Source organism: Bacteroidales bacterium (genome assembly GCA_022647615.1).
Taxonomy (GTDB): Bacteria; Bacteroidota; Bacteroidia; order Bacteroidales; family UBA932; genus Egerieousia.
Genome location: JALCKZ010000001.1, coordinates 907945 through 929458 on the forward strand (window position 1 = coordinate 907945; position 21514 = coordinate 929458).

The window sequence follows — 21514 nt, forward strand, 5'->3', positions numbered from 1 at the left end:
AGAGATATAATATGGCAGATTCTAACGGCAAAGTTTTTAATCCTAAAAAGGCGGCTCAATATCGTGAGAGAGCATTGGAAGCCCGTAACAAAGAGCTGGAGGTTGCAGGTCTTGAGACAGGGAATAAAGTTCCTCAAGCTCCTGATATAGAGGAAGCTGTGCTTGGCTCTCTGATGCTGGACCCGGAAGCTGTTGTAGAGGTTGTCAGCTCTCTTATTCCGGAATGTTTTTATAAACAGGAGAACAGAAAAATTTACAATGCCATTGTACAGCTGAATCAGGCAAATAAGGCAATTGATATATACACTGTCGCTGAGCAACTTAAAGCAAACGGAGATTTGGATGAGGTGGGCGGAACTGTTTATCTTACTCAGCTGAGCTTGAAGATTGGTGCGGCAGCACATATTGATTATCACACTAAAATTCTGGTAGATAAGTATATACAGCGCAAGATGATTGGCATATCATTGGATGCTCTTAAGAAATCTTATGATGATGCGGAGCCTGTAGATAAACTTTTGGACAGCACCCAGCAGGAGATTTTTGAACTTGCGGAGAGGAACATGACCAGAGAGACAAAAGCCGTTAAATCCATTATTAAAGATACCATTGACAAGCTGGAGAAGGCGCAATCTAATCCTAACGGACAGAGCGGTTTACATAGCGGATACATGGGATTGGACAGGGTTACTTTTGGCTGGCAAAATTCAGATTTGGTTATTATTGCAGGACGTCCCGGAATGGGAAAAACTGCGTTTGTTCTTACAATGGCGCGCAACATGGCGGTGGATTTTGGAATCCCCGTTGCCTTCTTCTCTTTGGAGCAGGCGCCTGAGCAACTTGTTCAGAGATTGATGATTGCGGAGACAGGAATTTCATCTGATAAAATAAAGGGCGCTAAAAAAATGACGGATTCAGATTGGGTGCAGCTCAGCGATAAGCTTAATCAGCTGGTTGATGCTCCTTTATATATAGATGACACCCCGTCATTATCTATTACAGACTTGAGGGCTAAGGCAAGAAGATTGGTGCAAACGGCTCATGTTAAGATGATTATCATAGATTACCTTCAGCTGATGACCGGCTCAAAAGAGCTCAAGGGATTTAGGGAGCAGGAGGTTTCAGAGATATCCCGTTCATTAAAGTCAATTGCGAAAGAGCTTGATGTTCCGGTAATTGCGCTGGCTCAGCTAAGCCGTGCAGCAGAAATCAGAGGCGGTCAGAAGAAGCCGCAGCTGACAGACTTAAGAGAGTCAGGAGCTATAGAGCAGGATGCGGATATTGTAATTTTCTTGCATCGCCCTGAATATTACGGAACAACGGATGCCAATATGCCAGAGGGACTTACGGATGTCATAATTGCAAAACACCGTAACGGTCCAACTGATGAAGTGCACATGAAGTTTGTAAAGAGAGAGATGAGGTTTGTGGATTACAATGAGATGGAACTTCCTTCAGATGAAGAGCTGGACAAGTTGGAGAGTAATATTGAGGGAGCGACTGACACGGGAATCAAGCCTATGTCTTTTGAGTCAAAAATGAATAAAAAAGAGTTTGGCGAGACTGATTTTACAATGGAATAAATTTATTTAAACAGCAATGTTTCAAATGGATACAGATAAAAAATTACATAGGGCCAACAGAATACGTGCAGTATTTATTTCCTTAGCTGTGCTTTGTTTTTTATTCCCGACAGCTAATTGCAAAGCGCAGGAACTTCCTTTTAAAAGCGGGGAGACGGTAGCTTACACATTAAATTATACTTGGGGCGGAGTCCTTACGGATGTTGGCAGCGCGGTATGCCAGCTGTCCTATGAAAATGGTGAATATCATGCTGTTATAAACGGCTACACCTTTAAATTCTATGACCTTTTCTTTAAAGTAAGAGAGAGATTTGAGTCCAAATTTTCTCCTAGTACGCTGAGGCCCAGCTATTTTTACCGCAGCGCCGCGGAAGGCAAGTATAGAATGAAAAACACATTCTATTTCAACAATAGAAATTACACTATTAAAAGTATCACGCAAAAGTATGATAGAGAGCCATTTGACACTGTGCTGCAAGGTTCTCCAAATACATTTGATTTACTATCTCTTTATTATCACAGCCGCACTCTAAGCTTTGGCAGCATTCCAATTGGACAGAAGCAACCAATTAATTTTGCGATAGACAAGGAGATATACAATTTGTACTTTATTTATTTAGGGAAAGAGAACAGGAAAGTTCCGGGTTATGGCACTTTCCGCACAATGAAGTTTGCGGTGAGAGTTGTTGCCGGTAATGTCTTTACTGGCAAAGATGATATGACCATCTGGGTAACAGACGATGACAACAAACTTCCCGTCTTTTTTGAATCTCCGATTCTAGTGGGCAAAATGCAGGGCCGCGTCTCTAAAATCATCAACAACAAGTATCCTTTAACCAGCAAAATCAGATAATGGAAACAATTTCTCATGAAGGTGTAATCCGGGAGATAAAGCCGGATGTAATTAAGGTCACGATAGTTAGCCAATCTGCTTGCGCCGGTTGCCATGCAAAGGGTTTTTGCTCAGCCTCTGAGATGCAGGAGAAGGTGGTAGAGGTTAAGGGTGCGGAGGGTGATTACAAGGTAGGAGAGCGTGTAAACGTGAATATGGAGCAAAAACTCGGAAATAGGGCGGTATGGATTGTATACGCAGTTCCGGGGGTTATTCTTATAATATTATTGTTATCTTTGCAGCGTTTTGTAACAAATGAGTTATATTTGGGGTTGATTGTGCTGGGGATCATAGCGTTGTACTTTTTTATCCTCTATTTGTTCAGAGGACGTGTTGGGAGAGGGTTCCACTTTACAATCAGCAAATTACAAGACCCGCAGGCTGAAAAATAGGGCTGTCTGCAGCTTTTTGAAACAAACCTGAATTTTAAATAATAATAGTTCTTTTGATTTTATTAACAGTTAGATGACTAATACGATTATTTTTACCATCGCCTGTTTGACAATCCTAGGATTGCTTCTGGCGATTGTGCTGTTTTTAGTGGCACAAAAGTTTAAGGTAGAGGAAGATCCAAGGATTGACACCGTTGAGGCTCTTATGCCGGGTGCCAATTGCGGAGGTTGCGGACATGCAGGCTGCAGAGCTTTTGCAGAGGATGCCGTAAAATCCGGTAACCTTGATAATCTTTTCTGCCCCGTTGGCGGAAATGCTACAATGAAGAAAGTAGCAGATGCGCTAGGCTACACGGTTGCGGAAAAAGAGCCGCAAGTAGCAGTTGTAAGGTGCTCAGGGTCTTGTGATAAGAGACAGAAAGTCACCTTTTTTGACGGTCGCAAGACTTGTGCTACAGAAGCCTCCGTTTATTCAGGAGATACTGGCTGCAGATATGGATGCTTTGGACTAGGAGACTGCGAGAGAGCCTGCCAGTTTGATGCAATTAAGGTTAATGTCACGACAGGTCTTCCGGAGGTTGACGAGGAAAAATGCGTTGCCTGCGGAGCGTGCGTAAAAGCTTGTCCTAAAGGCATTATCGAGCTTAGAAACAAAGGCCCTAAAGGTCGCAGATTGTATGTTTCCTGTGTCAGCAAAGACAAGGGAGCAGTTGCCAGAAAGGCTTGCCTTGCTGCCTGCATAGGTTGTGGCAAGTGTCAGAAAGTCTGCCAGTTTGGTGCTATTACGGTAGAAAATAATTTGGCTTATATAGATTATACAAAATGCAGAATGTGCCGCAAGTGCGTTCTTGAATGCCCAACCGGCGCAATTCATGAGTGCAACTTCCCGCCAAGACCGGCGGCGTCCGCACAGCCTGCAGCACAGACAGTTGCGCAAAAACCTGTAGAAAGTACGGCAAAGCCTGTTGCATAACAAATAGGAGAATATATTATGAAGACATTTTTTATAGGTGGTGTTCATCCTTCAGATAAAAAGATTTCCTCAGAGGCTGCAATAGAGAAGCTTCCTGTTCCAAAGGTTGCGTATATTTCTATGGGCCAGCATCTTGGAGCTCCCGCAGAACCAATAGTAAAACCGGGAGATAAAGTAAAGGTTGGACAACTGATTGCAAATCCAAAGGGATTTGTTTCTGCTCCGGTTCACTCTTCCGTTTCCGGAACTGTACGTTCAATAGAGCCCGTTAAAGATACTGCGGGCAATCCTGTAATGACGGTAATAATTGATGTTGAGGGAGATGAGTGGATGGAAGGTATTGACAGATCAGATGCCGTTGTCAGTGAAATCAAGCTAGACCAAAAGCAAATTATAGAGAAAATTAAAGAGTGCGGCGTTGTCGGACTGGGCGGCGCAACATTCCCAACTTCAATAAAACTTTGCCCTCCTCCAACAGCACATCCAACATGTGTTATTATTAACGGAGCAGAGTGCGAGCCATATCTAACATCAAACTATCGTGAGATGATAGAGATGCCTGAGCAACTGCTTGTTGGCTGTGAGATTTTAATGAAAGCGCTGAATGTAAAGAAGTGCTACATTGGAATAGAGGAGAACAAACCTGCTGCTATTGAGAAACTTACATCTCTTGCAAGCGGCAAGCATCCTAACATTGAGATTGTAAAGCTAAAGAAGAAATATCCGCAAGGCGGTGAGAAACAGCTGATTGATGCCGTTATCAAAAAGAGAGTTCCTTCCATGGGACTTCCTGTAGATACAGGCGCAGTTGTTCAAAATGTTGCAACTACAATTGCAGTTTATAATGCCGTACAGAAGAACATGCCTTTGTTCCAAGGTGTTATGACTGTTACCGGAGATTGCAGCAATGTACAGAGAAATTTCTTGCACAGAGTCGGAACTCCATTCAAAGAGATTATTGATTATTGCGGAGGAATTCCAAAAGATGCTGCAAAGCTTATCAACGGCGGTCCTATGATGGGCAAGGCCATTGCAAATTTGGATGCTCCAACATTAAAGGGAACTTCCGCTATCTTGTATTTGACTGAAGCTCAGACAAAGAGAAAGACAGAAGGAAACTGCATCCGTTGTGCTAAATGTATCAATGCTTGCCCTATGGGCTTGGAACCTTACATTCTTAATAAGATGTATCGTGCCGGCGATATGGCAGGATTGGAAGAGCATAAAATTTATGATTGTATAGAGTGCGGCTGCTGCCAGTTTACATGCCCGGCTTACATTCCGCTTCTTGATTCAGTGAGATTAGGAAAGGCCGCAGTAATGAAAATTATGAAGAGCCGTCCTAAAAAGTAACTGTCGGGAGCTCTATAAATTTTGAGAAAAATTAAAAAAATAAATAATAATGAATAAACTGATTGTATCCGGTGCCCCTCACGTTCATGGGAGGGAAAACACCAAGAGGCTGATGCTGGACGTCATCATTGCACTGATGCCGGCAGTCTTGGTCTCTATATACTTCTTTGGTTTGTCCGCAATCAAGCTTGTCCTAATTAGCGTAGTAGCTTGTGTCCTTGTTGAATATCTGATTCAGAAATTCTTGTTCAAAGGACCGCTTACTATTTGCGATTTGTCTGCTGTGGTTACGGGCGTTTTGCTTGCACTTAACTTGCCGGTCTGCTCACCATGGTGGATGATATTGATAGGAGCTGTTGTTGCAATAGGAATTGCAAAGATGACTTTTGGCGGACTTGGACAAAATTTCTTTAACCCCGCACTTGTAGCGCGTGTTGTTTTGCTGGTTTCATTCCCTGTTCTTATGACGGGCGCAGCATTCCACGCACCTGAAAGCGGATATCTATTTGGAAACAGCCATTTTGCAACTACCGCACTTGATGCAACTTCCGGAGCAACTCCGCTAGCTTTTGTAAAAGAGGAGCTTGCAAAACCTGAGGTTCAGGCTCAGCTAAATAATGGATCAACTATCAAACAAGTTCTTTTGGATAAAGATCCCAATCTTTCTTACGGCCAGCTGCTTTGGGGAAGAATCGGAGGAAGCTCCGGAGAGGCTTGCGCGCTTGCTCTTATTTTAGGTTTCATTTATCTTCTTTGCAGAAGAGTTATTAAACCTCATATTTCACTATCAATATTGCTGACGGTATTTGTGTTCTCCGGAATACTTTATCTTGCAGACCCTTCCAAGTTTACAGATCCTGTATTCAATCTGTTAAGCGGTGGTTTGCTGCTGGGCTCATTCTTTATGGCGACGGATTATGTTACCAGCCCAATGACCCCTAAAGGCATGATAATCTTTGGAGTAGGAATAGGAATTCTTACAGTTTTAATTAGGGAATTTGGTTCATATCCGGAGGGCGTTTCATTTGCAATTCTTATTATGAATGCAACTGTTCCTTTGATTAACAAATTTGCTACACCTAAGAGGTTTGCGACGGAGGCGCAGAAGAAATAATTATGGCTACAAAATCTAGTTTAAAGAATATGGCCCTTGTGCTCCTGTTCATTTGTCTTGGAGCATCCGCTGCAGTTGCAGTTGTTTATGCAGTTACAAAGGACCCTATAGCACAGGCAGAAGCCGCAAAGGTGAATGACGCTATCAAACAGGTAGTTCCGCCATGCGACAATGAGGTTTCAAAAGATACTCTTGCTATCGCTGACCCTACCACTCCATCTAAAATGGATAAGGTTTACATAGCAAAGAAAGGTGGTCAGATAGTTGGTTACGCAGTTCCTGTCACAACCTCTAAAGGTTTTGGCGGAGCAATCAGCATGATAGTTGGTTTTACTCCCGACGGTGCTGTCTATAATACAGCAGTAGTCAGCCATCAGGAAACTCCGGGCCTTGGAGCAAAAATCACAGACCCTAATCAACCTTTCATCAAACAATGGAAAGGTTTGAATCTTATAAACGGCAGCGTTAAAATTGCAGTTAAGAAAGATGGTGGAGATATTGATGCTATTACAGCTTCAACAATCTCATCCAGAGCATTTTGCGACGCAATGCAACAGGCCGCTGATATATTCAACAGTATAAATTCAGAGAGTTCCGCTTCAGCTGACCAGGCCGCTCCTGCAGATTCATCCGCTGTTGCAGCTGATTCAACCGTTGCCGCAACAACTGCTGCAACTGCCACAAAACCAGCCGCTAATGCTGCTGCTGCAAAAGGAGAAAAAACTGTCGGGAATAAAAAATAGATTATCATGAATAAGTTTAAATTGACATTACAGGGAATCATAAAGAACAACCCAACATTTGTACTTGTTCTTGGTATGTGCCCTACGCTTGCAACCTCAACTTCTGCTCTTAACGGAATGGGAATGGGACTTGCAACAATGATAGTTCTTGCTTGCTCAAACATGGGAATCTCAGCACTTGCTCCGCACATTCCGGATAAGGTCAGAATCCCTTGCTATATAGTTGTCATAGCCGCGTTTGTAACTGTAGTTCAGTTCCTTATGCAGGCTTACACTCCATCCCTTTATAAAACATTGGGAATCTACGTTCCGCTAATTGTTGTAAACTGTATTGTCCTTGGACGTGCAGAGGCTTACGCAAATAAAAATACAGTAATAGATTCTATGTGCGACGGTATTGGAGTTGGTCTTGGATTTACACTATCCCTGACATGCATCGGAATCATAAGAGAGTTCCTTGGAAGTTTATCTTTCATGAACACAAAATTGTTTGACGCAGACGGAATGTTAATCTTCATTCTTCCTGCCGGCGCATTCATTGTGCTTGGATATCTGATGGTTCTGTTCAACAGCATGAAGAACCGCAAAAAGGCTAATGCTTAAAAGGAAAAATTATGGAGTATTTATTTATAATAATTTCAGCAGTATTCGTTAACAACGTAATACTTTCTCAGTTCCTTGGAATTTGTCCGTTCCTTGGAGTATCAAAGAAAATTTCCACCGCAGTTGGAATGTCCGCGGCACTTTGCTTTGTCATGGGACTTTCCACTATGGTTACATATTTGATTCAATATCACATCCTTATCAATACATGGTTTGGTCAGCAGATAGACATTACCTTCATGCAGACAATCGTCTTCATTCTTGTAATTGCCGCGCTGGTTCAGATGGTAGAAATCATTCTTAAGAAAATCAACCCGGTACTTTACCAGGCTCTAGGAATTTATCTTCCATTGATTACCACCAACTGCGCCGTACTAGGAGTTGCTATCATCGTAGTTACCAAACAATTTACATTTGGCGCTGCACCTCACATGCTAAACCTTGCAGAATCAGTAGTTTATGCAATGGCTCTTGCACTTGGTTTTGGCGTTGCAATTACGCTGTTTGCCGGAATCAGAGAGCAGATGGAACTCAACAACGTTCCAAAAGCTTTCCGCGGAACTCCAATTGCATTGATAACCGCCGGCATGTTGGCCCTTGCATTCATGGGCTTCTCCGGAATGGTTAAGTAGGAGTGTGAATCTTAAAAAAACTCCGGGGATTTCTCCGGAGTTTTTTTTTGCATTTCCTTTAGAAATTTTGGAGTTGGAAAGTTGAAATTGATTGTGTATTTTTGAACTGTCATGGAACAGAAGAAGAAGCTCATATCACAAATAATCACGACAGTTGAGATTGAAGCACTGATGCGTGAAGGCCTTAATGAAGAAGCTTATAATCAGGTGAATGCATTGCTGGAAAGAGAACCAAAAAATGCTTATGCCTGGTATCTTCTTGGCGGTCTATACCGCAGGCAGCAGATGTGGGGAGAAGCAATCAACGCTTACAACAACGCAAAGATGCTGGAGCCGGAAGGCCCCGCCGCCGCCGCAATAGATTCCATATATGAGATTCTCAATTTCCGCAACACGGATATGATGAATCCGTAAAACGTCACGGCAAATTTTTGAAGATTTATACAGTCAAAATAAAAGACCGGCATTTTTGTCGGCCTTTTTTCTAACTTTGAAGTGTCAAAGTAGTCTAATTAGATAATTCAAACTTAAAATAATCGTATGAGAATAAGCAAGTTTTTTACAATTGTGTGCGCAGCGGCGGCCATTGGCTTCTGCGTTAGTGCTAACGGCAACAGTGCGGCTGCTCAGGGCCGCAAGGACCGCAGGAGCGACAAGCCGGAGATGCAGAATGGCCAGAAACCTGGTGATCAGGGAGATAAGGCTGGCATGGATAAGGACAAGGATAAAGGAAAGAAGCCTGTCGCGATGGATAAATTCCTTACTCCTGGTACCAAAGTGATGAAGGGTTTTACAACTGTTTATCAACAAAAGGATGATAAGTGGTGCATTAATATTAATGACTCTATTATAGGGCGTGATATTGAGGTTGTTTCCAGAATCGTGAAATCCGCAGAGGGAAGCAGGATGTCTTTTGGCGGATATGCGGGCGACCAGATTGGAGAGAGCATGATTAGGTTTGCCAAAGGTCCGGGCAATAAAATTTTCTTGCAGCAAGTTTTGATGAGAGAACGTTCTACCGGAGAGCTTGCGCAGAATGTAAAGAACTCAAATGTTAATGCAATCATTGCTTCATTTGATATTAAAGCTCAGGGGAACGGAGATAATGTGATTGATGTAACTGACTTTCTATTAAATGATAACAACGGTCTTTATTTTGACAGAGGTGATAAGAAACAATTAAGAATAAATAATATTGTCAAAGATCGTTCTTATGTAGAGAGCGTCAAAACTTTCCCAATCAATACAGAATTTACTTCTCTTGTAACCTACGGTAAAGAGGAAGGAGCAGCCACGTTTGTTCTAAATGTTTCTATGGTAATGCTTCCTAAAGTTCCTATGCAGCCAAGGTATGTTGACCCTAGAGTTGGCTATTTTACAGTTAATTACACAGACTTTGATAAAAATCCGCAGGGTGTAAAAAGAGTGAGCATGATTTCTAGATGGAGATTGGAGCCTAAACCTGAGGATGCTGAAAAATACGCAAAGGGTGAACTTGTAGAACCTGTAAAACCTATCGTGATATATATAGATCCTTCTACTCCAAAAGAGTGGGTTCCGTATCTTATTGAGGGTGTGAATGATTGGCAACCTGCATTTGAAGCGGCAGGATTTAAAAATGCAATTCGCGCAGAGGTTGCGCCAACAAAAGAGCAGGATTCTACCTGGTCTCTGGAGGATGCAACTCACTCCGCTATAATCTACAAACCGTCTGATATTGAGAATGCCAGCGGCCCTCATGTAAGTGACCCGCGTTCTGGTGAAATCATTGAGACTCACGTTAACTGGTATCACAATGTGATGAAGCTTTTGAGAGACTGGTACTTTGTTCAGTGCGCTCCGGCTGATACAATGGCACGCCACATGGTGCTGCCTACCAATCTGATGGGAGAACTTATCAGATTTGTCTCTTCTCACGAGCTTGGACACACTCTTGGATTGCGTCACAATTTTATCGGCAGCGCTCATTATTCTGTAGCGCAGCTTAAGGATGTGAATTTCTTGAAGAAGTATGGACATGCTTCATCTATAATGGATTACGCTCGCTTCAATTATGTTGCTGAGCCTGGTGACAATATTCCGCAGAACCTGTTGTTCCCTTGCATTGGACCTTATGACAAGTGGGCAATTCAGTGGGGCTATAAGAGGTTGCCTAATTTTACTCCCGACAGTGAAATCCCTTACCTGAGCAATGTTGTTAAGGAGAAAATAAAGGATCCTATTTATCAGTTTGGAACAGAGAGCAGCGTAAACGACCCAAGATTGCAGAGTGAGGACCTTGGTGCTAATCAGATGGAAACCAATGAAGTAGGAACGCGCAATCTTAAGTTTATCATGAAGCATTTGGTTGAGTGGACCAACACTCCTAATGAGGGATATGATAATTTGCTGGAACTTTATGATCAGGTATTAGGACAGTATAAGAGATATAACAACCACGTAGCCAAATGGATAGGAGGTGTTTATCAGGAAGAAAAATATTCTGACCAGCCTGGTGCTCTTTATACTCATGTAGAGAAAGCAAAGCAGAAAGAGGCAATGGCTTATTTAAAGAGAAACACTTTCTCTCCTCAGATGTGGCTGACTCCTAATGATATAATGGAGAAAATTGTCCGCCGTCCGGATGTTGTACTGGAGCAAATCTACAATTCAACTTTAGACAATCTTGTCTCACGACGGGTTCTTCTTAACTGCTATGAAGATGAAATTTCCAACGGGGCAAAGGCATATACTTTGAGCGATTATTTTGCCGATATGAATTCTATGATTTTTGCACCTGCTGCTGCCGGAGCAAAAGAGGCATCAGCTCAGAGAATCATGCAAAAGGCTTATGTTAAGCATCTTGTAGATTTGTACACCGGAGCAAATGCAATGACATTTAGGATGGGAGACAGAACAATCGCTACAGGAATGGCTGCTGATAAAGACAATTCAGACATAGGTTCAATGGTATATTATCAGCTGACACAGCTTCAGCAAAAATGTCTTGCAGCATCCGCTGCCGGAACAGTTGTGCAAAAAGCTCACTACAAATTTTTGTATGACAAAATCCACAAAGCATTAACAGAGCAAAAGATAAAAACTGAAGGCTCTTCTGTAGTAAACCTTGGTTTCTAAAAATTTATTTCCGCAATCTTTGGAAAAACTCCCAGAGAACAACTCCCACGGAGACGGAAACGTTGATTGAATGTTTGGTGCCGCATTGAGGAATCTCAATGACGGCATCACTCATATCTACCACAGACTGTTGAACGCCGGCAACTTCATTGCCAAATACAAGCGCATATTTGTAAAAAGTTCCTTCGCAACTTTTTACAAGATTCAGCTTGTCAAGCATAATTGAGCCTTCAGCCTGCTCTATGCTTATAATGGTATATCCTTGAGCCTTAAGCTTTTGTATGGCATCCGGCGTTTCATCAAAATGCTCCCACTCCATGGAAAGCTCTGCGCCAAGGGCGGACTTGTGAATTTCTGCGGATGGCGGAGTGGCGCAAATGCCGCACAGATAGAGCTTTTCTGCGGCAAAGGCATCTGCAGTACGGAAAGCTGCTCCAATATTAAACTGCGAGCGGATGTTGTCCAGCACCAGTACTACGGGAATACGAGGCACCTGCTTAAATTCCTCAACGCTAGGCCTGCCCAATTCACTATTTAAAAGTTTCCTGCCCATTAGTTTAAAATTGTTAAGAAACGGCCTTAAAAATGATAAGTTTTGCAAAGATATTAATAATGGACAAAAAGATACATCAGGAATTCTTCCAAAAGCGATTAAATTTTTTTACATTTGCAAATTACGTCTTTTGGGAAAAGGCAAATTTGTAGCTGAAATAATAATTAAAATAATAATAACGCCGGAGGGGTTACCGACGGAGAAAAATAAAGCTTAAGTTATGAAACAGGATTTAGAGATATCTGAGTACATTAAAAGAGAGGAAAACCGCCAGATGCGTGGCGTTGAGTTAATTGCCTCTGAGAACTTTGTGAGCCCGCAAGTCCTTGCTGCGTTGGGTTCTGTATGCACCAACAAGTATGCGGAAGGTTATCCGGGTCACAGATATTATGGCGGATGCCAGGAGGTTGACAAGATTGAGCAGTGCGCTATTGACAGACTTTGCAAACTGTTTGACGCGCAGTATGCTAATGTTCAGCCACATTCAGGAGCACAAGCTAATATGGCAGTTATGCTGGCTTGCTTAAAGCCGGGTGATACTTTCATGGGATTGCATTTGGATATGGGCGGTCACTTGACGCACGGTTCTCCCGTAAACATCTCAGGTAAAATGTTTCATGCTGTTCCTTACGGTCTTACTCCCGATGGTTATGTAGATTATGACCAGATGGAGAAGACAGCTTTGGAGTGCAAGCCAAAACTTATAATTGGCGGCGCATCAGCATATTCCAGAGAGTGGGAGTGGGAGAGAATGAGAGCTATCGCTGATAAAGTTGGTGCTCTTCTTTGGGTTGATATGGCTCATCCTGCAGGACTAATTGCAAAGGGTCTTTTGAAGAACCCTGTAAAATATGCTCACATAGTAACTTCCACAACCCACAAGACCTTGAGAGGCCCGCGCGGTGGTGTGATTTTGCTTGGTCAGGATTTTGAAAATCCTTGGGGAGAGAAAACTCCAAAGGGTGAAATTAAGATGATGTCTGCAGTTCTTAACTCTTCCGTATTCCCTGGTATTCAGGGCGGTCCGCTAGAGCACTGCATTGCAGCAAAAGCAGTTTCATTCTTTGAGGATTTGCAGCCGGAGTTTAAAGATTATGTTGAGCAGGTTAAGAAGAATGCAAAGGTAATGGCGGATGAATTTATGAGCCGCGGTTACAAAGTTGTCAGCGGCGGAACAGATAACCACATGATGCTGATAGATTTGCGCACCAAGTTCCCTGATATGACCGGTAAGGTTGTAGAAAACACTTTGGTTCAGGCGGATATCACGGTTAACAAGAACATGGTTCCTAATGATTCACGCTCTCCGTTCCAGACTTCAGGTTTAAGAGTAGGTACTCCTGCCGTAACAACCAGAGGTTTGAAAGAGAATGATATTAAGGAGATTGTAAGGCTTATAGATAAAGTTTTGTGCGACATCAGCAACCCTCAGGTTTTGGAGGAAGTCAAGCACGATGTTGGGCAAATGATGGCGGGACGCCCTCTATACAACTGGTAGCCAACAGATTAAAGCGGTGCAGCAAAAAGCTAAGCCGCTTTTTTTAAAGGTCGCGACAGATGGTCTGTCGGGATTATAAAGAAGACATTTAAGAAGACGATATGAATATAATTACAAAAACCATCCAGCTGAGTGATGGCAGAACAATTGAAATTGAGACCGGTAAAGTAGCCAAACAGGCTGACGGCGCAGTGGTTGTGAAGATGGGGGGCACGATGCTCCTGGCCACTGTTACATGCGCAAAAGACGCAGAAGAGGATGTTGATTTCTTACCTCTTCAGGTAGACTACAAAGAAAAATTCGCGGCAGCAGGAAGATTCCCCGGCGGATTTATGAAAAGAGAGGGGAAAGCTTCAGATTATGAAATTTTAATTGCCCGTCTGGTAGACAGGGCTTTAAGACCTTTGTTCCCGGAGGATTTCCACGCAGCAGTTTTTGTTAACGTGATGCTAATTTCCGCAGACAAAGATACACAGCCGGATGCGCTTGCAGGACTTGCAGCAGCCGGTGCTCTTGCAGTAAGTGATATTCCTTTCCAGGGACCTATCTCTGAGGTTAGAGTTGCACGTAAAAACGGGCAGTACTGTATCAACCCTGCATTCTCAGAAATGACTGATACAGACCTTGATATAATGGTGGCCGCTACATCTGAAAACATAATGATGGTAGAGGGTGAGATGAATGAGGTTAGTGAAGACGTTATGCTGGGCGCAATCAAATTTGCTCATGAGGAGATTAAAAAGCAATGCGCAGTACTTAAAGAATTAACTGTCGCAGTAGGTAAAGAGACAAAGAGAACCTATTGCCATGAGACTAATGATGAGGCAGTTAAAGAGGCATGCCATAAATTCTGCTATGACAAGTGCTATGAAATAGCAAGCGCGGCAATGATGAAGCATCAGAGAGATGATGCGTTAGATGCTCTAAAAGAGCAGTTTATGGAGACTATTCCGGAAGAGGAGAGAGAAGATAAGACCGTAATGGTCAACAGATATTTTGCAGCAGTTGAGAAAGAGGCAATGCGCGCCCTGATTCTTAATGAGAGAAAAAGAATGGACGGCAGAGGAACAAAAGACGTTCGCCCAATTTGGTGCGAGGTTGATTGCCTTCCTTGCGCTCACGGCTCTGCAATCTTTACAAGAGGTGAGACTCAGGCACTTGCAACTGTTACCCTTGGAACAAAACTAGACATGAAATCTAAAGATGAGGTTTTGATTCAGGGCAGCGATGCATTTGTTTTGCATTACAATTTCCCTCCGTTTGCAACGGGCGAGGCTAAGGCTCAGCGCGGCGTAGGCAGAAGAGAGATTGGTCACGGCAACCTGGCTATGAGGGCTTTAAAGCCTATGGTCCCGACAGGTGAAGAAAATCCTTATGCAGTCAGAGTTGTTTCAGATATTTTGGAGAGCAACGGAAGCTCCTCAATGGCAACTGTTTGCGCAGGATGTCTTGCATTGATGGATGCCGGAATTCAACTTAAGAAACCTGTTGCAGGTTGTGCAATGGGTCTTATAGCGGATTCAAAGACAGGTAAATACGCAATCCTTTCTGATATACTTGGAGATGAGGACCATCTTGGAGATATGGACTTTAAAGTTGCAGGTACCAAGGATGGTATCACAGCAACTCAAATGGATATTAAGTGTGACGGTCTTTCAGAAGAGATTATGGCTGAGGCACTTGCACAGGCACATGAAGCCCGCATGCACATCATGGGAGAGATGATGAAGACTCTTCCTGCACCGCGTCCGGACTTGAAGCCTTATGCACCTCGCATTGTACAGTTGAGAATTCCTGGAGAGTTTATTGGTGCCGTTATTGGAACAGGCGGAAAAGTTATTCAGGAGATTCAGAAAGTTACCGGTACAACTGTCACAGTTACAGAAGAAAAGCAGCCGGACGGAACAACAGTTGGAGCAGTTGATATCTTTGGAGAGAATAAAGAGGGTATGGATAAGGCACTTGCATGGGTTAAGGGTATTACCACAGTTCCTGAGGTTGGTACAACTTATCACGGCAAAGTAGTTTCCATTCTTGAGTTTGGAGCATTTGTAGAAATTCTTCCGGGCAAAGAGGGACTTCTTCACATCTCTGAAATTGCATGGGGCAAGACAGAGAAGGTAGAGGACGTTCTAAAGGTTGGAGATGAAGTTGACGTCAAGCTTCTGGAGATTGATGAGAAGAGCGGCAAGATGCGCTTGTCAATGAGAGCATTACAGCCAAAACCGGAGGGCTATGTAGAGCCGGTTCGCAGACCTCGTCCGGAGGGTGGCCGTGGTGGTTTTGGAGGTCACGACAGACGTGATGACCGCAGAGGCGGCGATGACAGACGCGGCGGTTCCCGTGGAGGTTATGGTCATGACAGACGTGACGGTGACCGCAGAGATTCCCGTGACGGTGACCGCAGAGATTCCCGTGACGGTGACCGTGGTCCCCGCAGAGATTTCCATCGCGATGACCGCCATGATGATCACGCACCTGAAAGCCACACAGATAATGCTCCAACGGAGTAAATTATAAGGCAGGCTGGATTTTGCAAAATTGATTGCAAATCAAGCACATACAAAAAGGCGCTCGGCTGATTTAGGCCGAGCGCTTTTTTATAATTATTTACATATCAGGCTGTTTTGCAAAATCCAGCCTGCGCTTTTAAAATTAATCCATGAACGTGATGCTCTTAAACGTAATGCCATTAAACGTATTGCCGGAAACTCCCGTCTGGCCGGTCTTTAGCACAAGATCTATGTTCCCTGGAACTGTAAACCCAGACGCCGCTACAGTACCAAACGCTAAATACCAATTTGTATCCGTTATAATAGAACCAAATCTTAATTTAGTTAAATTAGGCATCCACGCCAAGGCGCGATCTGCTAAAGTGGTTACACTTGGGAAAAATAGTGACTCTATGCCTAAGCAATTAGTGAAAGTATAAGAAGGAATTGCCTTTACATATTCCAAAGAAACATACTTAAGGGCTCGGCAATTCATAAACATTTTTTCTGGAATTGTGTTTGAACGATTGTTTATATATGCAGCAAGAGTGGAGTCATAATAACTTACATTGTTGGCTTTGATAAATATTGCCGGTACGTCTGTTGTAGACGCAGGGATTGTCTGAATTATTGTAACGCCTTTCGTTCTGACAGTAGCATTTCTACTATTAACGTTATACAGCGAATCCCTTAATCTCGTATCAGATACTGCTAATTGATTAATCCAAACTTCTGATTCTCCTAGATTGCCAATAACGCTGGAGGAACTAAGAACAGCAGCTTTTCCCATAGGTTTATTCATGCTATAAGATTTGCCCGCCTCAAGTGATACTTTTCCGTCTGTCTTAATATAAAAAACATTGCTTGCTGTTTCAAGAAGGTCATTGCTTACTATACAATATAGGGGACCATAAGTACCCGGGATTGCTACATTACCATAAGAATATGAAAAATCATAATAACCCGTCGACAATCCCGAGACTCTGTACTCATCATAGTTTAAATTTGACCACTTAATTTTGGTTTCACCACCCTCAATATAAACCGTTGCCTTACCTGTTTGTGGAAATTGGCCGTCGGCAGACAAAAGTGTCAAATACTTGGTGGCGTTATAACTTGCGGGGATAGGGCTACCAAATGTAAATTTTATTATTGCATTGGCGTTCTTGAAATTAAACAATGGGATGGTTCCGTTTGCTCCGGCCGTTGCACTGGCGTACATCAATGCACGTTGAGGTGAATATGCAGATGCAGATGTTTTTTCTCCCGGAACAATCTTCCAAACAGAATGAAAAGGAACAAAAGTAAGGCTATTATTATTCCAATCAACAGTAGTGTTAGGGTCAGGGTAATAACATGCAAATAGCTGATCACCTGCTTTTGCAGACAAACTTCCTTTGAACTCCCCAATCTTTGCATTATCTGTTCCGTTATAAGTAAAAGTCGTATTGTCATTTTGGGTATCATTAATGACATGAATCTTATCATCGGTATGCCAGGTAACGTGAAAAATATTTCCATCCCCCGGTGTAAAATAAACCTTGGTCTGGTCATCCCCGCCTGTAGAAGCTCTGACAGTTGTAATCACATTTCCTTTTTCTCCCGACAGATCTGTTTTGGTTTCCGACAGTTCATCTGATTTTGCACAGGATGTTGCCGTCAGCGCCATAATCACCGCACCGGCAGCCATTGCCGCCATTGCGTATCTTTTTGTAAATATCTTTTTCATAAAAAATTTCTTGTGCCACAATCTTGTTAATCCATGAACGTGATGCTCTTAAACGTAACGCCGTGGAATGTTGTCCCTGATATTTCGGTGCCGTTATTGTCTTTCTGGCCGGTCTTTAGTACAAGGTCTATTTCTCCTGCTGCATCTCTATTCCAAAACACGTTGTTTGTTCCCCAATCACCGTTCTCTAGAATAGAACCAAACATTATTTTAGTTAACTTTTTAGTGTTCTGAAATGCGTTAGAGCCAACTGTTGTGACCTTTGGAAGGAATATTGACTGTAGTATGCTGCAATCTTGGAAAGCAGATGAAGTAAGTGCCGTTACTTTTCCCAAGGAAACATACTTAAGGCCTGAGTAAAAGGAAAACATAGAGGTGCCAATTGCTGTTGAATAATTGTTAATGTATGTACCTATTTTCGTACAAAAGTAATTCTCACGGGTAGCAGCTGCAGGATCTGGATTTGCCTGAATTATTGTAATGTTAGATGGTGTTGTATCAAGGTGCAGTGCTACATCTCCTATATACTGGGTAAAAGAAGCAGGTGCTTGGTTAATCCAAACCATCTTAGTGTTATCACTAACAGCGACGCTACTAGTGCCGTTGGTAGTTATAATAGCAGCTTCTTGTACTTCCTTGTTCAAGCCGTAAGATTTGCCCGCCTCAAATACTGTAAGACTGGATGATAAGTTACCATCTGCTTTTATGTAATAAACCTTGGTTGCAGTGGCAAGAGGCGCATCACTGAACAAGTAGTATATTGGTCCTATATCAGCCTTGGTGCTGGCGACAGTTCCGTCTGCATTATAAAACTGCATGCTAGGAATTACCAGTTGATTCCATGTGTTGTTTGCAGAGAGATTTAAAGTGCTTGCAGAATGATATTCAACAGCGCCAAATTTTCTTTCTGACCATTTTAACGTTGCTGCATCTCCGGTACCGGAAATGGTTGCGGTGCCTGCTATTGGCATCATGCCGTTTCCTGAAACAACTGTTATGTATTTGAATTCTTGTGCTGCCGTTCCGCCTGTTACGGTACTCTTGATGATGGCATTTGCATTTTTAAAAGTGACAAGTGGAACAGCATTGTCTGACGCTACGGACGCACCGGCATACATCAGTGAATTATTTGTTGCATCTCCGGAGGTTGTGTTTCCGTCCCAAATTGCTTGGTCATTGGCAGTTGCACCTGTATAGCTCACAGATATTGCATTTTTAGCTGCGTCAACGGTGCCATTTGCATTATAGAAAGCATACACCTGGTTTCCGGCGCTTGCGTTCAAACTGCCGCTGGTGTTTTTAAAACTTCCTCTTTGTGCATTGTCAGTACCATCATAAGTATAAACAGCAGAGGCATTTGTAGCATCATTGATTACAGTTATTGCATCACTTGTCTTCCACGTAACCTTCTTCCCGTTTGTAGTTGACCCGTCGGGAGCAATATAAACTTTAGTCAAACCCTCATCAATATTTGCGTTGATGGATGTAATGGCATTTTTTGTTTTGGTTTCCGACAGTTCATCTGTCTTTGTGCAGGATGTTGCCGTCAGCGCCATAATCACCGCTCCGGCAGCCATTGCCGCCATTGCGTATCTTTTTGTAAATATTTTTTTCATATAATATATAGTCTTTTACTTGAGGACTTTTTCATAATTTGTTCATTTTAAATTACTTGATTTTTGGATTTAATGATCATGCATAAACATACATAAACATAAAACACATATAATCAAATGATTATGAAAAAGTCCTCAAGTACGTTATCCTATAAGTTTATTCTTATCCGGTTTTGGATTGTACATCTGGGTCAGCTCACCGCCGTCACCGTAATCAGGCGCTTCTCCGCTGGTGGCAATAAAGCCCTCAGACTCCATCTTAATAACGTTTGATTGAGGTTTTTCATAAGACTGCTTATGCATGCAGCTAGCTGTCGGGATTAAATTTCTTTTCATAATTTTTTAAATTGTGTATTGTTTAATTTTATATTCACCCAAAATGACGCCGTTATCTCCAATATGACGTTGTCATCTCCAATATAACGCTGTCATATCCGATATAACGTTGTTATCTCCAAAATGACGTCGTCATTAAAATTAATTATAACGTTGCGTAAATATTTTTGAAGGTATACGTGGTGCTGCCGCAAGTAATTGTATTGCCGCTCACGCCCGTTTGGCCGGTATTAACGTACAAATCAACATTCCCGGTATTTACGCCGTCAAATACAGTAACTCCCCAATTATATACACGTTGATATATTTTAAGAGTTGTTAATGCCGTACAACCGCTAAATGCATAATCTCCAATGGTATCCATACCACCACTTGCAGTTAAATTCAAATGTGTCAGGGATGTACATCCTGTGAACGCATTTGCCGGCAGGGATGTAACGCCATCTATAGAGACGTTCTGAAGATTTGTACATCCGTTAAACATGTTAGCAGACAGGGCTGTACAATCATTATCAATAAATGTTTGCAGACGGTTGCAACCTTGCAGTGCTGCAGGAGTTTCCGTGAAGCCCTCTGCAACAGCCACAATATTTCTTGCAGTATTTCCATTAACTGCAGTCAGATATGTCTTAAGTTCTGTACCCTGGGGATTTTTATTGCAATACCAAAAATCGGACGTACCTCTTTGAGTTTCATTAGAAAGCAATGCTCCGGTTTTGAATGCAGATGCAGGTATCACGTAGTACTTGCTGCTTTCAATAGCTGTTGTTCCGGTAAGCATATAATAATAAACATCTGTTGCGCTGACATTTAAACCTCCGGCTGTAAGTACAATTGTTAAACCTTTGCAGGAGGTTTGCGGCAACATCGTAAAATAGAATCTATAATCTGACTGATCGAAAGAACAATTGCCTGTCCAGTTCATAATTTCTCTAGTTCCAAAGCGTGTTTGGCCAGTCCATACAGGATAAACACTTGTTCCTGTCCCCTTAACTTCCATAACAGCTGAGTTGCAAATAGATGCATCCGCAGAATAACTTCTGATTTTTTGGTAAAAACGCCATACGTCACTAGGCAGATTTACCCTGATTGCCCCCATCGCATTGTGAAATGTCAAAGCTGGAATTGAATCCCCTGAATAAGTTGCTCCGGCATACATATAGGATGTTGCCCTAAGTTCGTTTGCCTGATTGTATAATAAGCTGTAACTACCTTGGGTAGTTGAAACATCTATGCCACATCCGTTAATTTTAGCGCTACCACCATAATAAGAACTTTCGTTACCTTGCGCAATAGCATAAATCTGATGCCCATTTGTAATTGTAGAGGCGAGTGTTCCGGTAAATTTTCCGCTTTTTGCGTTGTCAGTACCGGCATAGGTAAATATGTCAAAATTTGCACTATTAGCATTGCCGTCATACACAAACATCTTGTCACTAGTCGCCCATGTAACACTCATAGTATGATGAGCATCATCGCCATTCTCTGTATAATATACCTTTGTGCCATCCACAAGACTTGCCTCTGCTTTTGTGCCGCTGTCAATGTTTGCGTTAATGGTCATCAGCTTATTTTTTTCTCCCGACAGTTCATCTGTCTTGGCGCAGGATGTTGCCGTAAGCGCAAAAAACGCAAAAGCGATAATTGCTGCAAATGCCAAAATTGCAGCTTGCGCAAATTCATTTGTGAAAAATCTTTTCATAATTTTCAAATAGTGTATTGTTTAAATTTAGATTCTGCAAACCTCCACTCCGGGAAAAAGCAAATTTTTCCCTCTGGGAAATTGGCAAAAATACCCCCTTCGGCGCCGGACGATGTATCAAAACGCCAAAACTTTCAAAATTTCACCCAAAATGACGCTGTATTACCGGTTATTACGCCGTATTAT

General features: G+C 42.5%; 19 protein-coding genes. 14 read left to right on the forward strand and 5 right to left on the reverse strand.

All coding sequences use genetic code 11. From position 1 onward, the window contains the following. Positions 1–11: 11 nt before the first annotated feature. The 11 genes from dnaB (at position 12) to LKM37_04020 (ending at position 11402) form a co-directional block, all read left to right on the forward strand. Positions 12–1583, forward strand: a complete 1572-nt coding sequence (gene dnaB, locus LKM37_03970) for a replicative DNA helicase (GenBank protein MCI1720165.1) — start codon at positions 12–14, stop codon at positions 1581–1583. Between the two features lie 25 nt (positions 1584–1608). Then, positions 1609–2436, forward strand: a complete 828-nt coding sequence (locus LKM37_03975; protein MCI1720166.1) for a DUF3108 domain-containing protein — start codon at positions 1609–1611, stop codon at positions 2434–2436. Next, positions 2436–2867, forward strand: a complete 432-nt coding sequence (locus tag LKM37_03980; protein ID MCI1720167.1) for a SoxR reducing system RseC family protein — start codon at positions 2436–2438, stop codon at positions 2865–2867. The genes LKM37_03975 and LKM37_03980 overlap by 1 nt, the downstream gene beginning before the upstream one ends. Positions 2868–2940: 73 nt before the next feature. Continuing rightward, complete coding sequence (locus LKM37_03985; GenBank protein ID MCI1720168.1) at positions 2941–3840, forward strand: RnfABCDGE type electron transport complex subunit B; 900 nt, start codon at positions 2941–2943, stop codon at positions 3838–3840. Between the two features lie 15 nt (positions 3841–3855). Beyond that, positions 3856–5193, forward strand: coding sequence for an electron transport complex subunit RsxC (gene rsxC, locus LKM37_03990; GenBank protein ID MCI1720169.1), 1338 nt, complete (start codon positions 3856–3858; stop codon positions 5191–5193). A 46-nt stretch (positions 5194–5239) separates the two neighbouring features. Next, positions 5240–6307, forward strand: a complete 1068-nt coding sequence (locus LKM37_03995; protein ID MCI1720170.1) for an RnfABCDGE type electron transport complex subunit D — start codon at positions 5240–5242, stop codon at positions 6305–6307. Between the two features lie 2 nt (positions 6308–6309). Further along, positions 6310–7050 (forward strand): RnfABCDGE type electron transport complex subunit G, encoded by a 741-nt coding sequence (locus LKM37_04000; protein ID MCI1720171.1) that lies wholly within the window; start codon positions 6310–6312, stop codon positions 7048–7050. Positions 7051–7056: 6 nt separating this feature from the next. Then, positions 7057–7653: an electron transport complex subunit E gene (locus tag LKM37_04005; GenBank protein MCI1720172.1), complete on the forward strand. Its 597-nt coding sequence runs from the start codon at positions 7057–7059 to the stop codon at positions 7651–7653. Between the two features lie 11 nt (positions 7654–7664). After that, positions 7665–8285: an RnfABCDGE type electron transport complex subunit A gene (locus LKM37_04010; protein MCI1720173.1), complete on the forward strand. Its 621-nt coding sequence runs from the start codon at positions 7665–7667 to the stop codon at positions 8283–8285. A gap of 111 nt (positions 8286–8396) precedes the next feature. Continuing rightward, positions 8397–8699 (forward strand): hypothetical protein, encoded by a 303-nt coding sequence (locus LKM37_04015; protein MCI1720174.1) that lies wholly within the window; start codon positions 8397–8399, stop codon positions 8697–8699. 126 nt (positions 8700–8825) lie between these two features. Beyond that, a complete protein-coding gene (locus LKM37_04020) occupies positions 8826–11402 on the forward strand; it encodes a zinc-dependent metalloprotease (protein ID MCI1720175.1) in 2577 nt (858 codons plus the stop codon). A gap of 4 nt (positions 11403–11406) precedes the next feature. Here the strand turns inward: LKM37_04020 and LKM37_04025 are convergent, their stop codons facing one another. Continuing rightward, positions 11407–11955, reverse strand: a complete 549-nt coding sequence (locus LKM37_04025) for an RNA methyltransferase (GenBank protein MCI1720176.1) — start codon at positions 11953–11955, stop codon at positions 11407–11409. 10 nt (positions 11956–11965) lie between these two features. Between LKM37_04025 and LKM37_04030 the strand changes: the two genes are divergently transcribed. The 3 genes from LKM37_04030 to pnp all read left to right on the forward strand — a co-directional run bounded on the left by LKM37_04030 (position 11966) and on the right by pnp (position 15966). Next, positions 11966–12172 (forward strand): hypothetical protein, encoded by a 207-nt coding sequence (locus LKM37_04030; GenBank protein MCI1720177.1) that lies wholly within the window; start codon positions 11966–11968, stop codon positions 12170–12172. A gap of 3 nt (positions 12173–12175) precedes the next feature. Next, a complete protein-coding gene (locus LKM37_04035; protein ID MCI1720178.1) occupies positions 12176–13453 on the forward strand; it encodes a serine hydroxymethyltransferase in 1278 nt (425 codons plus the stop codon). Positions 13454–13554: 101 nt separating this feature from the next. Continuing rightward, the gene (gene pnp, locus LKM37_04040) at positions 13555–15966 is read left to right on the forward strand and encodes a polyribonucleotide nucleotidyltransferase (protein MCI1720179.1); all 2412 of its coding nucleotides are present in this window, start codon (positions 13555–13557) and stop codon (positions 15964–15966) included. A gap of 142 nt (positions 15967–16108) precedes the next feature. Here the strand turns inward: pnp and LKM37_04045 are convergent, their stop codons facing one another. The 4 genes from LKM37_04045 to LKM37_04060 all read right to left on the reverse strand — a co-directional run bounded on the left by LKM37_04045 (position 16109) and on the right by LKM37_04060 (position 21328). Further along, positions 16109–17674 carry a leucine-rich repeat domain-containing protein gene (locus LKM37_04045; GenBank protein MCI1720180.1) on the reverse strand — a complete coding sequence of 522 codons (1566 nt, stop codon included), beginning with the start codon at positions 17672–17674 and terminating at the stop codon, positions 16109–16111. Positions 17675–17700: 26 nt separating this feature from the next. After that, positions 17701–19290 carry a leucine-rich repeat domain-containing protein gene (locus LKM37_04050; GenBank protein MCI1720181.1) on the reverse strand — a complete coding sequence of 530 codons (1590 nt, stop codon included), beginning with the start codon at positions 19288–19290 and terminating at the stop codon, positions 17701–17703. 144 nt (positions 19291–19434) lie between these two features. Further along, a complete protein-coding gene (locus LKM37_04055; protein ID MCI1720182.1) occupies positions 19435–19626 on the reverse strand; it encodes a hypothetical protein in 192 nt (63 codons plus the stop codon). 145 nt (positions 19627–19771) lie between these two features. After that, positions 19772–21328: a leucine-rich repeat domain-containing protein gene (locus LKM37_04060; GenBank protein ID MCI1720183.1), complete on the reverse strand. Its 1557-nt coding sequence runs from the start codon at positions 21326–21328 to the stop codon at positions 19772–19774. Positions 21329–21514 lie beyond the last annotated feature (186 nt).